Raw genomic sequence first — 14,251 nt, 5'->3', positions numbered from 1 at the left:
TGGGGCCGCCGACCATACCCAAAATCTGCAACCAGACAACCTGCCCCGATAGGGCGGAAAGGACCACCCATGACTGTTTCCCGCGAGAAGGAATCGCTTGCCCGCGTGCTGGCGCATGAGGGAGGGTATGCGAACCATCCGAAGGACCCCGGCGGTCCGACGATGAAGGGCGTTACCCAGCGCGTCTATGACGGCTATCGCCGCGGCAAAGGGCAGGCGACGCGGCCTGTACAGGGCATCACAAACGACGAGCTGTTCGAAATCTATGACCGGCAGTATTGGGACGCTGTGCAGGGTGATGCGCTGCCGGCCGGCGTCGACTATGTCGTGTTCGACGGCGCGGTGAACTCCGGCCCCGGCCGCTCGATCATGTGGCTTCAGCACGCGCTCCGCCCTGCCTATACCGGGCGCATCGACGGTGTGCTGGGCATGGGCACGCTGACCGCTCTCAAGGCCGACGGGAACAACGACGCGCTGATCGACCGCATCTGTGCCGCCCGCATGGCCTTCCTGCGTCGCCTCGGCACGTTCTCGACCTTCGGCAAGGGCTGGACGTCGCGCGTCGCCGAAGTGCGCGCCATCGGCCAGGCGTGGGCAACTGGCCAGGTGCCGCAGGCGGCCAGCTTCGTTGACGGCGGCCAGGCAAAGGCGTTCGCCGAGGATGCCACGCCGGCCCCGTCGACCGCGCCGGCCGACGCTGCGATCGGCGCCGGCATCGGCGGCGGCGGAATCGCCGGCACGCTACAGGATCTCCAGAACCAGCTGTCCCCGATGTCCTACGGCAGCGAGTTCATCATGAAGGTGGTCCTGGTGTTGGCGGTCATCAGCGCCGTGCTTCTGCTCGGCGGCGCCGGCTATCGCTGGTACGCCAACCGCAAGGCAAAGCACATCGCCGCGGCGCTGGGATCTGTGCCGGCATGACCTGGCTCATCACGCTGGTCGCCGGGTTGGTGGGCGTGCCGCGCCCGCTGACCGTCATCATCGCGTGGTTCGCAATCGCGGTCGCCGTCTCCGGTACGGTTTTGGGCGGCTACGAGCTCATCAAGCATTGGGGCGCCGACGAGGTCCGCGCCAAGATCGAGAAAGGAAATCAGGATGCGATCCACAAGGGCATCGACGCTCGCATGTCTCTTGACGAGTGCATTGACGCTGGCGGCGTGTACGACTTCGGACATCAGCGGTGTGGCGCCGCTACGCTCAGCCCTCGGTAACAGTCTTGCGGGCGCGCAGGGCAAGACCATCGCCGATCAGAACAAGATCGACCGCACCATGGCGCCGGGCTGCGCCGTGAAGCTCTACACCCGGCCTGAATGCAATCTGCATACCAAGGCCAGCGCCGAGCGCCGGGCCGAACTGAAATCATAGCAGGGCAGGGACGATGTCGACATCAGTAACGAAAAGCCTGGAGATGATGATCGGCGGCCTGCTGCAAGCCACCCAGGACATGCAGCGTGACATCACCGAGATCAGACGTGACATCAAGGACAGTGATGCGCGCGCTGCCCTGAGCTACGAGCAATCGGAACAACGCGCCGCCGCCAGCCGGGCGAAAATGTATCAGAAGACCGATGAGCTGGTTGAACGCGTGAGCTCCACCGAAAGCGCGGTAAGCCAGCTCAATGCAGACATGGCTAGCGTCAAGAAAGTGACGGCGGAAGTGACACGGTGGAAGCTAATGGGCCTTGGCGCGTTTGGTGCCACAGGTATGGCAGCTGCTGCGGTCGCCTCGCTAGTCACAGCATACTGGTCAGACATCTGGCGCGCGTTGCGAGGCGGGTGACTACTTCTCACACCCGATCCCATCGTGGTCGCCGTCTAGCTTGTTTGGATCGGGCCCAGTTTTCTTTACTGGCCAGCAACAACAGGATTGTTGCCTTCGCCCCGCCGCAGTCGGGATCGCCGCCGCCTTGTGAGGCTACGCCGCAATATCTGTTGAAGGCCGCGACTGCCCGTTCGCCATCCCAGTCGATGTGCCTGCTACGGCTATTCGGATTAGAGGGGCGACTGCCTGCAGGAGCATGTTGGCATTGCTTGTGTCATTCGCCGCCAGGGGGGCACTATTGTATTGGTTCAAGTAGTCGGCGGAGCAGCCCTAGATCGACAAGGCGCACAGGCCCGCCCAAGACAAGTAGAAACGCGTGAAGTTCCCCCATAGACTTAGGGGGCTGTGGGCCGGTGTTTGTTTGTTTTCGATTAATCATCAGTCACTGCCCACGCCGAGCGAACGCTCTTTTGCTTGTCCCCTGCATCACGCTACGAATAGAAGTATTTGATTCATACGCTGTACTTTCGCGGGTCGATGGAGTAGTTGGCGATTTTCGCAACGAGGTCGAGTGCTGATATGGCTAGAAAATGTTTGGTGCTTGGCGGCGGTGGTTTCATCGGCTCGAACATATGCCGGCGCCTCAGCGTTGAGGGCCTGGCGGTGACTGCATTTGGTCGCCGAAAAGGTGTTGCACCACTGCCACCTGAAGTCGCCTGGTTCGAAGGAGACTTCAGAGACAAGTTAGCGGTCACGTCAGCTCTGCAAAATCACGACACCGTCATCAACCTCGTTCATTCCACATGGCCGTCGACTGCAGATGCGGACATTGCGGCCGATATTCGCGACAGCATCATTCCCTCAGTCGAGCTGCTCGATGCCTGCGTCAAATCTGGAGTAAAGCGGCTAATCTATTTCTCCTCAGGAGGGACCGTCTATGGAGAAGTCGACGAGATCCCGATTAAGGAAGATAGTCCCACAAACCCCGTCGGGGCCTACGGCGTTTCGAAACTAATGATCGAGCACTATGTTCGACTGTACGAGCGCAAATACGGCCTGAACTGTTTCATCGTGCGGTTGGCCAATCCATTCGGGCCATGGCAGATTGAGGCGCACAATCAGGGATTGATTGCGTTTGCCGGACACCTGATTCAAAGCGACCGGCAAGTCACTGTTTACGGCGACGGCAGCGCTCGCCGCGACTATGTTTATGTCGAAGATGTCGCCGATTTCGCCGCCCGGCTCATCAATTACAACGGCGCCAAGCGCACCTTCAATGTCGGCGGAGGCGGCAATGGTCAATCGATCCTCGACGTCATTCATGCGATTGAAACATCGTTAAGGAAAAAGGCCACGATCAAACGCGAGCCATCAAGACCATTCGATGTACCATCCAACGTCCTGTCCATCGAGCGTGCCGAAAAGGAACTTGGTTGGAGGCCGGTGACGTCGTTCCTCGACGGGATTGATAACACCCTATCCTGGCAGCGAGAATTTTATGCCAGGCCGCGAACGCCCTGAAGGTGACAACCGGCCAACGCGGCAAGGAATCTGTCGGCGCTTGCCTAGCATACCACTGGCCCGCCGAGGCCGCCACTTGCGGCAGCAATATGGCGTCAGGTGCCGTCCACCATCAATTTATCTTTCCTAAAGTATTGCATGTAGAAGTCAGCAGCCCATGCTGACGGCAGCTTTGTACTCCCTTTCTCGTACAGACCCTCCTGAAAATAAAGCTCACCTCCACCGGTGATTTCGCCAGGCGGGTATTTCTTCAGCACGATAGTTGAACCGGCGTCGAACCGATGATCCCATATGTAATCAGTCTTCGTCCTGATCTCGAAGAATCTGGAGTAGTTGATGGCCAGCGGCCGAGCCGTCAGCAAAATGGACGGCACGACAGAGAGCAAAGCCGCGACGCATATTGCCTGATAGTTAGTGCTGGTGGCCGGACTGACGACGAAAAAAGTTGCAAGAAATCTAGCGGCAGCGACGATCGCTACCCACAGTAAAGCCTGCTCCATTGTTGAATGCCGACTGCAACATCCGCCACCGAACTGATAGTAGGTTATGAACAATACAAAAAATGCGGCACCAGCAGACGACAGAAACAAGAAAGAAGACAATATCCGATCACCATCGACGGCTTGAACCGTTCGAAAATAGAGGAATGAGCAAGTAAATAGCGCCAATTTAGGCACAAACCCAATGTAAATTTCGTTGGTTGTAAGAGATTCCTGGCCGACGGACCCGACAACATTATTTCCGTAAAACAGGGCATCGAGTACGAACTGCTTAATTGTCGCGAGCAGCGAGCTGGAAAAAACCCTTGCCGTCGCGGATCCCGCTGAGGCTTCGGCAGATAGGCTCAACCTTCCCATCATCAAATAATAGAAGACGACTCCGGAAACGATCAATGCAGGGACGAATATCGCTGCAACCAAGCCAGTTACCGGAGTAAAACGCCGCCTATATAAGGCCCAGTACGAAATCATGAGGAAGCTCACTATCCAGGCAAATGTCGCCCCAATCTCCGAAGAAAGAGCGCCAATTATGAGTGCGCCGACAGCCAGCCAAGCTTTTTGGGGAATCGAATGGTCTGTGAACAAGAAAACCGATGCAACAAAGAAGACGGCTGCGAGAGTTGGCATGTTTGGCAGCGCGGCTTGAACCCAGTAGAAGACCTCAGAATTGTTCCGACCGACAACGCTCAACAGCACGACTGCGGACGCGAGCACCAGGGGTATCGTTCTGTCAGAAGATGTTCTTTGAAAAAGGATTGGAACCAGCGCTGCCGCTATCATCGCTGCCCAGTTCGCGAAGAGAAAGACGCCGATGTGCCTTTTCCCAGTGACCTCAACCATGTGGTGATAGAGGTACGAGATCAACTCGGAAAACGGCCGCGGCGCCCAAGCGCTAAGCTCGTAAAGCAGCGCATTTATACCGTCGGTTCTGTAGACGTATCCGAAGTGAAACTCGTCGGGCTGCCAATGTCCGAGGGGCGTCAGGAGCAAAAAGGAAATTATCGACAAGGCGATCAACGTGATGGTGAAGCCATACGTGACCTTGTTGGTCAGACTATGTTGCATTTCGTGTTCCATCTCGTCGTGTCACCGCATATCCCCACCCAGGCTTTCGTGGGCTTGTAGACGATTGACTGAAGGGCCGAAAGGCGCTGCCGGACTTTTTTGCCTTAGCGGGTTGATCGCGGCATCACCGTTGCATAAATACCGTTTCCCGTTGCCCTCAGGTAGGTTCATGCCGTAGTCCGGGTAGGCTGCTGAACAATGCCGACACACGTCAGGCGGATCTGCAGGGACGTGAGCAAAAAAGGTTTGGAAATGGCCGGCAGCGAGTTCGATGCCTACAGGAAGACCTACGCAGACACCGTAAACAGCGCGATCTCGTTTTCTGGCCTCGATGTCGACTTTTTCACGCGCGCGAAAGCGGTCCGGCTGATCGATATCCTGAAAAAAGAAGTCGGGGCGCCGGATGGGCTGTCCGTTCTCGACGTGGGTTGCGGGATAGGGAACTACCACGGTATCTTGCGGGGCAAGGTCGGCCATCTGACAGGGGTCGATCCTTCTTCCGAATGCATCGCGGAGGCCGCGATAAGGAATCCCGATGTTGCCTATGCCGTGTCGGACGGCAACGTTCTTCCTTTCCCGGACGGCAAATTTGATGCGGCATACGCAATATGCGTTATGCATCATGTCCCCCCAGCCAAGTGGAAGCTCTTCGCTGAAGAACTGGCCCGCGTAACTCGCCCGGGTGGGATGGTACTGATATTTGAACATAATCCTTACAACCCTGTGACGAGGCGAATTGTCTCCAATTGCGCCTTTGATGAGGACGCTGTTCTACTCTCGAAAAAGCAGGTCATGAGGCACCTGGAAAATGCCGGCCTTCGCGATGTCGGCGGGCAATATATCCTCAATGTTCCGTCGATAGATGGCGCCTTGAGGCGGATAGATGATGCCATGGGATTTGTTCCCCTGGGAGCGCAGTATTACGCATCGGGCCGACGTTGAAGATTTCATTCGAGAGAGCTAGGCGGATCTCGACTTTCGCCATGGTGGGCTTCTTCAACACGGCCGTCTATTTCGCGCTGGCCAACATTCTTGCAAATTTTGGAGTGAGCGAAACGATGGCGGCCTATGTTGCCTACGGCGCTCTCATGCCGGTCTCGTTCATTGGCCACCGCAAGCTAACCTTCCTGTCAAAAGGCCAGCTCGGCATCGAATGGCTAAGATTCTGCATCGTGCAAATCACAAACATAACGATCATTTTTGTCGTAACGAACCTGTCCAGATCCGGCTATTTCGCGGGATGGCTGACATTTGCAATCATCAGCGTCCTTATTCCTATGCTAAACTTCCTGCTATTTCAGCTGTGGGTTTTTGCAGTACCGCGCCAAAAATCCGAGAACCGCTAAACTCTTTGAGTGGGCAACCGCACCTGGACTTTTGCTACCTTTTCTGGGTTTGAGAAATAGCGCTTAATGGCCCCGTCTGACGAGCGATCGATGAGGAAAAAGAGCGGCTTTCCATGCGCCCGAAGTACCAGCACGGAGAGAAATTCCAAGACGACAGCGATGAGCATCATAGTCAAGCCGCCGAAGAGAGCGATGGCCAGAATGAGGGATGTCCATCCCTTCGCCTCCACAACGGCTGGGAAGAGGAAGTGAACCAATATCAGGGCCACACCGCCAAGGAGTGCGGCAGTGCTGAACAAAACGCCGAAAATGCCGGCGAGGCGCAAGGGTTTTGCTCCTGCCGACATAATCATGCGCCTGGCATGGGAGACCAATTTGCTGAATCGGTACCCGCTGACCTTACCTTGAATGAACCGCTCGTCCTTTAGGCGCATCGAAACAGTATCGACACGCTGTGTGAACCACGAGAGTGCCATATCGAAATACGTATCGTGGCCGCATGCGGCAGCGGCAGCCCTGGCGATCTCCCCTCGCAATAATCGAAAACTGTTGAACATTCGGATATTCGGATTGCCGCTGGCTCGTTCAACGAAGGCTTTATATCCCCGCGACCCAAGGTCCCGTATCAGGCTCTGATGAACGGCACTTTCCGCGTTCGCGTACACGATGTCGCTTCCACGCTCCGCAACCATTCGGAAAAGATCGTTGACCGAACTTGGCGGATGCTGAAGGTCTTCATCGAGCGTGACGATCCAATCCCCAGTCGATCGTATGATACCCGCCATTGTTGCTGGATGTTGGCCGAAATTTCGCGACAGATGAAAAGCACGCACCAGCGGATTTTCCGCAGCGAGGGTATCGATCAGTTCTCCGGATCCGTCGATTGCGTTGTCGTCGACTAGGCAGATCTCCCTGACTTCAAACGGAGCATTGGAGGCACCCCATTGAGCACCTAGGGTCTCGATCTCCGCCACGAGGCTTCGAAGATATTTCTGGCCGGAATAGACCGGGACAACAAACGACACAGATATCGATGTAGCGATCACAATTTTTCCCATTCTTCGACGTCGAGGGCGACCGTGATAGCCCTAAGTTCATCAGCGTCATAGGAGGAAATCTCCTAAACACCGAAATTGGACGACCGAAAGAACCCTGGAAAGATAATGCCAGCCGCCGCCAAGGTGGAACGGCAAGGGCATGTTTGATGACGGCAACAAATCTTCGCCGCTTGGGATCGAGCCGCCTCCGGAAGGCGACGGCTGGATTCACGAAGTTCGACGGCTATCGTCGACTGTCAGGGATCAGGCGCGTGTTGCGGGGTGGATGAGGGCCTTCGCCCGTCTCGTAAGGTGGTCGGCTGGCAAACGAGTTGAAGGGGCATCAATCAGCTTTGCAAACTGGACCGAGTAAAATCTGCATCTTACCGACGCGCCTTTCGCCAGCCGGCCGCGCGCGCCTCTTCTTCGGTACAAAACCAACGCTCGCCATACTGGGGGCTGATCCGCGTTTCCCAGTAGTGCTCTTGGCCGAGCACGTGGTAAATGCGCTCCCCGGTGTTGATGGAGATATTTCCTTTGATGTTGCAGCCGCCAGCGAGCAGAGACGACGGTTTGGAAACGTTCAAGCTGCCAAACCATGCTGCCGGTATGAACTTGGCGACGGTATCGAGGCTGCTCGGGCTTGCCGTGAGAAAAGCCGCAAGTGGCACCATTACCAGCGCTAACAGGTATTGAGGACGCCAACGACGAGATCGATGCCTATTTCGTCCCGACGGGTGCATCTTACTTTCCTTCACACCCAATCCCGTTGTGGTTGGCATCGAGATGGTTGGGATCGGAAGGCCCGACGGCGACCGGACCTTGGACAACCGGATTATTTCCCTTCCCACCAGCGCAGTCCAAGTCAACGCCGCTATTGGGAACAGTTCCGATTTGAGCGCCGGCGCCTCGATACCTCTGGACGACACCTGCTATTCGCTGGCCATCGCTCTCAATGTGAGTATTCCGGCTATTCGGATTGAACGGGTCGACGGTCTGGGCAAGGCTGTTGGCCCTGTTGGCGTCGCCGGCGGCGAGCGTGACGGAGTCATAGTGGTTCAGGTAGTCCGCGCCGCAACCGCTGACCGCGAGCAGTGCGCCCAGATAAAGCACCTCCGGACAGACCACCTTGCACATCAGACCGGCGCCGGGTTGACGCCGGCAGCCCTAAGTCGAGCCCCGAGTTTCGCTCGCGTGCCGCATGCGGTCTTGTCACCCGCGACACACTTGTTGTTCGCATCCGACCAGTCAAGAAGGGCCGTGTTGATCCAACTGCCAGGTGCGCGCTGTATCCCGTAGGGTGTCGGTGTTGCACCAGCGGCTATGGCTGACGCCGCCGCCGCTCCCTGTCCGTGCGGCGCGCGCTTCCATCCACTTAGGATGAGGCAGTTCTTCATGTATTGATCTTCAGCGGCCAAGTTGCCAAGTGCATTGCCGATTCCGGCCCCTGCAACGAAGCCAGGCGATCCGATAGCAATATAGCCTTGGTCGACGGACCCTTTTTGCATTTCGCATTGAGCATGGGCGACGTCGAAACTAGGCCCGTAGCCTATTTGCATGTAGTCGGCTTGATTGCTTGTTTGGCAGCCGCAGATCGGCGCAATGGCAACTAGTGCCATCAACATATTTTTGTTCATACCCCAGCCCTCCCAAGGCCTTAGATCAGCATCTCCTAAAGTGAATATTTCTGCAAGTGATGACCGTTGTTCTGGTAAATTTCGGCCGGAATTGACCTGAAATCTATGTGCTGTGTCACATAGAAGGATATACCGGGTTATTCATTGTCGAGTGCAACGACAATGCGCGAAGGTGGTGGCCTTGTTCCTGCCTTAGCGAAACATGTGAATGAGAACGAGCGCCTAGGCGTTCAGGTCTATTGAAAGAGAAGGCTAACGGATGGCCGTGGGTAAGAAAGATCAGGAGCGCGCCAATTATGCCTGGATGTATGGCGTCCAGGCCGGCAAGGACGGTAAAGAGCGTGCCGTGCCGCAGTATTGGCAGGAGCACGTTGAGGCTTGGCTACAGGGTTTCGACGGGGAGCCTTTGGACGGGGCCTTTGCCCGGAAGCCCGTGAGCAACAACATCGAGGCGGAGCTCGACGAGGCCGCCGTGAACAAGTCGGGAACCTAAAACGCAGACTGAGCTTATCGTGTCATGAGCACGCGCGGCATCAATTTCCTGGACCAGTGGATCGCCAACAACGTTCCCGTGACTGCCAAGGCCGATGTGATCTCCGTGGACGAGCTCACGCACGAGCTCATCGCCGACGCGAAGGCCATCGGCATCAAGCGCGCCGAGATCGACGAGGAAGTGGACAGCCTCTACCGCACGATCCTCGATGCGATTGTACATTACGACCCCGTGCCGGAATAGGCCGAGTGCGCTCAAATATGGTTGGTCTGCCAGCCATTAGATGCGACATCAAGCGCCATCCTGATATCGTCCGGGCTATCGATGCCGCCGCTGAAGAGAGCGATGAGACGGCGCGCCAAATGCTCACGCGCCGGGTGCGAGCCTTCGATGCCAGCTTGCTCGCAATAGTTGTCCAAAATCCTGGTAAATGTTGCCAACTGTATTTCGTCAGCCGTTCTGCGAATGGGGGGAAAGCGTGATGGCAGGCGACAAAGGAACTGTACGCTTTCGACAATCGGTTCGCGAGTCAATTCCCTGCCGTACCGAGATGTTCAATCTCGGCCATCACGCCTGAAACCCGATATCGGGGTGAAATCACCGTTTACTCAGGTGGCTTTCGAACATTGCCAGCTTGTATTCGTAGCCAATGCGCACCTTCGCCTTGCAGCCGTCGCATTTGAAACTGCCGATCGTTTTTACCCACGAACCCATTTTCACCGTCGAGTGAGAACAGGCCGGACATTGAAACTCGATCGCCACGTCGCGTAGTTCATTGGTCAGGGGCATCGCATCTCTCCGATTGACGTGCCGCCGCCCATTTTACGGCAGCGGCAGACGGCCAAGGATCGCGGGACTTGCTGAAGTGTTGGAACGCCGCCCGCTCTGGCAACCTTTAGCGAGGTCTAATGTTCCAACGTCGCGGAACCAAAGCCGCAACACCAGACCTTTGCTGCATCTCTATGACAACCATGATCGTTTTGCCTTCTTAGCGACTTTCCACCCCAGCAACGCGTCGCGCTTCAACGACCCCACATTTGGCGAGGGCACTCGATCCGACCCGCTCGCTCGTTCTGGCTTCTAAGGCAGGCCCGGCCGGCTGATTTCACGATCAAGCTTCGTCCCGCTGGCGTGAACTCAGCGTGATTTTGACAGGGGACACCTGAAGGCGGCTGGAACCAGGCTCCGGTTCGCCAGCAGCCAATAGTACGAGATCATTGCCTTCGCGCCAGCTGATCGGCAACCGCTGGCCTGAGCCTCGGAAAGCCCCCGGGCCGGATTTCACGCCTGTCTCGCGCTGCTGCGGTGATGTGCCGGTGAAGTTTGTGGAGGGCGCGATGAGAAAATCTTCAGCGAGTTCAAAAGCGGGCCGGTGCTGGCCGATCGTCGTGGGGGGCGAAGCTGCTCGCGACCGGACGCTTCCCGCATTCTTCAAACTCGCAGACATGGTTTTCGATCCGTCCACTTTGCCGCGGCGCCGCCGTCATGCCTTCGGCAAGCTTGATAGGTTCGTCGCTCATCGGTAGCGTTTGCCAAGGGGAGGGGCGTTGTGCTTATCGAGATGGTCCTGAAGACGGCCATTCGGCACGATCATTTCCTTCAGCGCCTTCATCGAGTCGCCCTCGTGCGCAACAACGGACTTGTCGGCGGCAGTTGCGGTGATCGGTTTTCATGCCTCCTGTCTTTAAATTGCCTACAGTGAACAAAATGAGAACATGAGAGTCAATACACCCTTGACCTGACAGGAATATGTTCCTTATTCCTGATGTATCTGAGCAGGAAAAGGCCATGGGAAAGCGCCAAAATACGCCGATCGGCGAAGCTATGTCCGAATTGGAGTTTACTGCCCAGCAGGCCATAGCTGCAGCCGGTGGCGACGCTTTGGTGGCCTTGCTGACCGCTCTTGCCAGGAACGCCGAACTTGAGCGGGAACTCGCTTTGTCACGCGCGGCGGTTTCGAATGGTTTTTCTCGCGGCTGGCATAAGGCGCGCCCATAGATGGTGGAAACCGCCGAAGACAATTTCCGGATCGAGGTTTGGGATCGAGAGGAGAAGATGCATCTCGAAACCATCTGTCGATCGCCGGATGCGATGGTGAGCCAGGCTGCCTGGCATGCCGCCATCAGGCGCCGGCCCGGCATGCTGCTGATCCATTACAACAGCCGCCATGTCATGGAGAAAATGGTCACGCCGGGCGAAGTAAAGCTTCAGCCTCAAACGATCATCGACGGCAGCATCCACGCCGGACTCGACGTCTCGCTCGGCGATCTGCGCGAATGGCACACCCTGCGAGCCTGGTGCAAAAACTGCTCACATCACGCCAAGGTAAAGCCCGAAGGGCTGATCCGGCGATACGGCAGGGATGCCTTGTTCAGCTCGGTCGAGCGGGCGCTTCTCTGCACGAGCTGCGATCGGGGCGGGCCGGTCCGGCTCGAGGTCCATAGCATGCCGCGAAGTTGAGTATGATGGCCGATCGCGTTACTGCCCGCCTTGGTTATCAGCGAGGCTGCCGTAGCCGCCTAGCTCAGCCAGACCATGGAACTGCGCAAACCGCTCCGGAAAATTGTGCGCCAGATAGCGCACGACGTTGAGATTATTCATCAGCCTGTTGAAATACGCGCTGGTCGCCACGAGCAATAGACTCCAGATGCCGCGGCAGGCATTGGCGGTGAGAAATTCGCGGCTCAACGCGGTAAACTCGATTTCCATCGCAGCCAATCTGTCGCCCTCAAGGCCGAAAAAATGCTGCTCGGGGATGGAGTTATCCGCCAGCTGCGACTGGGGCGTGAGCGCGATGATGACCCTTGCGCTGACGAACGTCACCCTGTCCAACGCCACCATCAGGTTTGCTGCTTCGACCTGTCGGCTTGGCGTGACCTTCTTCAGCAAGCCAAAGATTTTCGGATGCACAGCGGAATCCTCAAGAATTTCGATCGCTTCAGGGCAGATCCCTGCGACAAGCGGTTCGCTGGGCATCACATCCTGGTTCCACTTTTCCTGGGCCATTAAGCCCAGGCCGCCCGAGATCCTTTCCGCGACCTCGGCCGGCATCGTTACCAGGCCTTCCGCCTTCAGCACCGCTTTGAATGTCTCGACGGCCATCAACTGGCGAAGAACCTGGATAATGGTTTCCACACGCTCGCGCATCGCCTGCGTCTCGCGGATGAAGCGCCTCATACTCTCGCAATGATGCTTGTAGGTTCTGCGAAGCTGATAGGGATGAAGAGGCTTTTGTGGCTCCGGCAAGGCGCTGGCCAGACGCGTTGCATGGCGGCTGCTTTGCAGGACGCGCTGGGCAACAGTTCCGGTCATGTGTGCGAGCCTGGCTCGATCTGCGTGCGTCGAGCCATCGCCACCACGGGCGCGAACGACGGGAAGAGATAGGGATCGAAGTCCATGCCGCTGTTTGCCCTTATCAGGGCCGGCACGGCTCTCAAGGCGTCTGTCGGCGCGATCAGGAAATCGCGGACCTTCACATTGTCGGGCATCACTCTGACCAGTATCGTGATGTCGGAGACGGATTGGCGTCGCCGCGCGACTGGCCAGCGGGGGTAGCCATAGCTCGTCGCGCGATAGCGCGCGGTCCACAGCGCGACTGTGAACTCCTTGTTGACGCGCACAAGTGCGGCCTTGCTGTCGTAATGCGCCTCTCCGCCGACTTTTTCGATTGCAGCCATAAGGTCATCGAGGATTTCAAGACGGCGCTTCTGAAGTCGAGTGTTTTGATCGAAATAACGATAGTTCACTGAGGAATCGAACCCGATCAGTTTGTAGGCCGCCTGCAGGGTTCCGAAGCGTTCTATGTACAGGCTCTTCGTGCAGCGGCCGGGCGCTGCATTGATGATTGAGCCCGATAACCAGCCTCGCTTCTCGAGAATCTTGGCGAGATCGATCAGCAACTGCTCGTTGCTAATGCGCAATGCCCCAAACTTTTCCTTGGCCACAAACGCTTGCGCACGCCGGAACAGCTCCAGGCTGACAAGTGGCTTATTCACGTTTTCGGCGCGGACCCAGGCGCTTGGTGGATTGGCGGTCCGCTTGCTATGGAGTTTCGTGTTCGTCTTGTTCCAGACGTTGTTCCCTATGTATTTTTCATTGGTGAGGATCGACCGCACGGAAGCGGTCGTCCATGGCGTATTCAATTCCGATGGCACGCCTCGCTCATTCAGCGCCTTCGCGATCTGGAACGCTTTTCTTCCCTTTTTCACAAACTGATTGAAAATCCAGCGGACGATTTCGATTTCGTCTTCAGGCCCCGGCACGAGGATGACCCGGTCCGTTACCAAGCTCTTCCATTCCCCCATTTTGAGGATCGCCTTTGGTTGCCCCGAACCATCTATGAGCAAGCGCCGGAAACCGTATCCGGCGTATCCGCCACCTCTGAATCCCATCCTGACGACCCGGCTTTGGCCGATGAAGACCTTCTCCGACAGCATTCGGCTGGCTTCCGCGGCCATGCTGCGTTTGATCACCTTCAGAACGTCTGATCCTACGCTGCCGTCATTGGCGAATTGCTCGGCGCAGAACTCTATCCGCACCCCCGCCCTTTGGCATCGATACTCGTATGAGGCGCTTTCATTTATGTTCTGGAAGCGGCCCCAACGGCTAACATCGTAGATGATTATGGTTTCGAAATCGGCCGTTCCGCCCTCGACGTCGGACAGAAGTCGCTGCAAACCGGGGCGGCCTTCAATATTCAGCCCACTTCGGCCGGGGTCCTCATAGGTGGCAACGATGTCATAGCCCATGACGTCGGCATAACTGCGGATCGCGTCTTTCTGGTTTTCGATGGAGTGGACCTGCTGATCCGTAGACATTCGCAGGTACTGGGCCGCACGGGCGCGCCGTTTCATTGAAGGGGCGTTTTGGGCTGCTGCAACTTTTTCCATC

At 57.0% G+C, this 14,251-nt stretch carries 20 protein-coding genes; 11 read left to right on the top strand and 9 right to left on the bottom strand.

Annotated features, from left to right (window positions below; all coding sequences use genetic code 11):
• Nucleotides 1-69 precede the first annotated feature (69 nt).
• The 5 genes from ACWGS8_RS07815 to ACWGS8_RS07795 all read left to right on the top strand — a co-directional run bounded on the left by ACWGS8_RS07815 (nt 70) and on the right by ACWGS8_RS07795 (nt 3,283).
• Nucleotides 70-921 (top strand): glycoside hydrolase family 108 protein, encoded by an 852-nt coding sequence (locus tag ACWGS8_RS07815; protein WP_454580377.1) that lies wholly within the window; start codon nt 70-72, stop codon nt 919-921.
• Nucleotides 918-1,211, top strand: coding sequence for a hypothetical protein (locus tag ACWGS8_RS07810; RefSeq protein WP_454580376.1), 294 nt, complete (start codon nt 918-920; stop codon nt 1,209-1,211). The genes ACWGS8_RS07815 and ACWGS8_RS07810 overlap by 4 nt, the downstream gene beginning before the upstream one ends.
• Nucleotides 1,183-1,365: a hypothetical protein gene (locus ACWGS8_RS07805; protein ID WP_454580375.1), complete on the top strand. Its 183-nt coding sequence runs from the start codon at nt 1,183-1,185 to the stop codon at nt 1,363-1,365. Before ACWGS8_RS07810 ends, ACWGS8_RS07805 begins: the two co-directional genes overlap by 29 nt.
• Nucleotides 1,366-1,378: 13 nt before the next feature.
• A complete protein-coding gene (locus tag ACWGS8_RS07800) occupies nt 1,379-1,780 on the top strand; it encodes a DUF1515 family protein (protein WP_454580374.1) in 402 nt (133 codons plus the stop codon).
• Between the two features lie 579 nt (nt 1,781-2,359).
• Nucleotides 2,360-3,283 (top strand): NAD-dependent epimerase/dehydratase family protein, encoded by a 924-nt coding sequence (locus tag ACWGS8_RS07795; protein ID WP_454580373.1) that lies wholly within the window; start codon nt 2,360-2,362, stop codon nt 3,281-3,283.
• 95 nt (nt 3,284-3,378) lie between these two features.
• Here ACWGS8_RS07795 and ACWGS8_RS07790 read toward each other — a convergent pair whose 3' ends face one another.
• The gene (locus ACWGS8_RS07790) at nt 3,379-4,848 is read right to left on the bottom strand and encodes a hypothetical protein (RefSeq protein WP_454580372.1); all 1,470 of its coding nucleotides are present in this window, start codon (nt 4,846-4,848) and stop codon (nt 3,379-3,381) included.
• A gap of 231 nt (nt 4,849-5,079) precedes the next feature.
• Between ACWGS8_RS07790 and ACWGS8_RS07785 the strand changes: the two genes are divergently transcribed.
• Together ACWGS8_RS07785 and ACWGS8_RS07780 are read left to right on the top strand one after the other, a co-directional pair.
• Complete coding sequence (locus ACWGS8_RS07785) at nt 5,080-5,790, top strand: class I SAM-dependent methyltransferase (protein ID WP_454580371.1); 711 nt, start codon at nt 5,080-5,082, stop codon at nt 5,788-5,790.
• Nucleotides 5,791-5,831: 41 nt separating this feature from the next.
• Nucleotides 5,832-6,194: a GtrA family protein gene (locus ACWGS8_RS07780; protein WP_454580370.1), complete on the top strand. Its 363-nt coding sequence runs from the start codon at nt 5,832-5,834 to the stop codon at nt 6,192-6,194.
• On the opposite strand, the gene ACWGS8_RS07775 is transcribed toward ACWGS8_RS07780, so the two are convergent.
• The 4 genes from ACWGS8_RS07775 to ACWGS8_RS07760 all read right to left on the bottom strand — a co-directional run bounded on the left by ACWGS8_RS07775 (nt 6,191) and on the right by ACWGS8_RS07760 (nt 8,868).
• Nucleotides 6,191-7,252 carry a glycosyltransferase family 2 protein gene (locus ACWGS8_RS07775; RefSeq protein ID WP_454580369.1) on the bottom strand — a complete coding sequence of 354 codons (1,062 nt, stop codon included), beginning with the start codon at nt 7,250-7,252 and terminating at the stop codon, nt 6,191-6,193. The two genes, ACWGS8_RS07780 and ACWGS8_RS07775, sit on opposite strands and share 4 nt — an antisense overlap.
• Nucleotides 7,253-7,614: 362 nt before the next feature.
• Nucleotides 7,615-7,974, bottom strand: a complete 360-nt coding sequence (locus ACWGS8_RS07770) for a sunset domain-containing protein (RefSeq protein WP_454580368.1) — start codon at nt 7,972-7,974, stop codon at nt 7,615-7,617.
• 1 nt (nt 7,975) lies between these two features.
• Complete coding sequence (locus ACWGS8_RS07765) at nt 7,976-8,368, bottom strand: calcium-binding protein (RefSeq protein WP_454580367.1); 393 nt, start codon at nt 8,366-8,368, stop codon at nt 7,976-7,978.
• The gene (locus tag ACWGS8_RS07760; RefSeq protein WP_454580366.1) at nt 8,368-8,868 is read right to left on the bottom strand and encodes a hypothetical protein; all 501 of its coding nucleotides are present in this window, start codon (nt 8,866-8,868) and stop codon (nt 8,368-8,370) included. Before ACWGS8_RS07760 ends, ACWGS8_RS07765 begins: the two co-directional genes overlap by 1 nt.
• 259 nt (nt 8,869-9,127) lie before the next feature.
• Between ACWGS8_RS07760 and ACWGS8_RS07755 the strand changes: the two genes are divergently transcribed.
• Nucleotides 9,128-9,361: a hypothetical protein gene (locus tag ACWGS8_RS07755; RefSeq protein ID WP_454580365.1), complete on the top strand. Its 234-nt coding sequence runs from the start codon at nt 9,128-9,130 to the stop codon at nt 9,359-9,361.
• A gap of 24 nt (nt 9,362-9,385) precedes the next feature.
• Nucleotides 9,386-9,604, top strand: coding sequence for a DUF768 domain-containing protein (locus ACWGS8_RS07750; protein WP_454580364.1), 219 nt, complete (start codon nt 9,386-9,388; stop codon nt 9,602-9,604).
• Nucleotides 9,605-9,615: 11 nt separating this feature from the next.
• Here the strand turns inward: ACWGS8_RS07750 and ACWGS8_RS07745 are convergent, their stop codons facing one another.
• A complete protein-coding gene (locus ACWGS8_RS07745; RefSeq protein ID WP_454580363.1) occupies nt 9,616-9,801 on the bottom strand; it encodes a hypothetical protein in 186 nt (61 codons plus the stop codon).
• A gap of 157 nt (nt 9,802-9,958) precedes the next feature.
• On the bottom strand, nt 9,959-10,150 hold the full coding sequence (locus tag ACWGS8_RS07740) for a hypothetical protein (protein ID WP_454580362.1): 192 nt from the start codon (nt 10,148-10,150) through the stop codon (nt 9,959-9,961).
• A 960-nt stretch (nt 10,151-11,110) separates the two neighbouring features.
• On the opposite strand from ACWGS8_RS07740, the gene ACWGS8_RS07735 reads away from it, so the two are divergent.
• Together ACWGS8_RS07735 and ACWGS8_RS07730 are read left to right on the top strand one after the other, a co-directional pair.
• Nucleotides 11,111-11,359 carry a hypothetical protein gene (locus ACWGS8_RS07735; RefSeq protein ID WP_454580361.1) on the top strand — a complete coding sequence of 83 codons (249 nt, stop codon included), beginning with the start codon at nt 11,111-11,113 and terminating at the stop codon, nt 11,357-11,359.
• Nucleotides 11,360-11,821 (top strand): hypothetical protein, encoded by a 462-nt coding sequence (locus tag ACWGS8_RS07730; protein WP_454580360.1) that lies wholly within the window; start codon nt 11,360-11,362, stop codon nt 11,819-11,821.
• A gap of 18 nt (nt 11,822-11,839) precedes the next feature.
• Here the strand turns inward: ACWGS8_RS07730 and ACWGS8_RS07725 are convergent, their stop codons facing one another.
• Nucleotides 11,840-12,673, bottom strand: a complete 834-nt coding sequence (locus tag ACWGS8_RS07725) for a plasmid partitioning protein RepB C-terminal domain-containing protein (RefSeq protein WP_454580359.1) — start codon at nt 12,671-12,673, stop codon at nt 11,840-11,842.
• Entirely contained in the window at nt 12,670-14,250 is a 1,581-nt protein-coding gene (locus ACWGS8_RS07720) for a recombinase family protein (protein WP_454580358.1), read from the bottom strand. Before ACWGS8_RS07720 ends, ACWGS8_RS07725 begins: the two co-directional genes overlap by 4 nt.
• Between the last annotated feature and the right edge of the window lies 1 nt (nt 14,251).

The sequence above is a fragment of the Mesorhizobium sp. 43Arga genome (assembly GCF_053714255.1).
The sequence above is the reverse complement of the archived record's forward strand: the minus strand, read 5'-3'. Positions and strand labels throughout refer to the sequence as shown.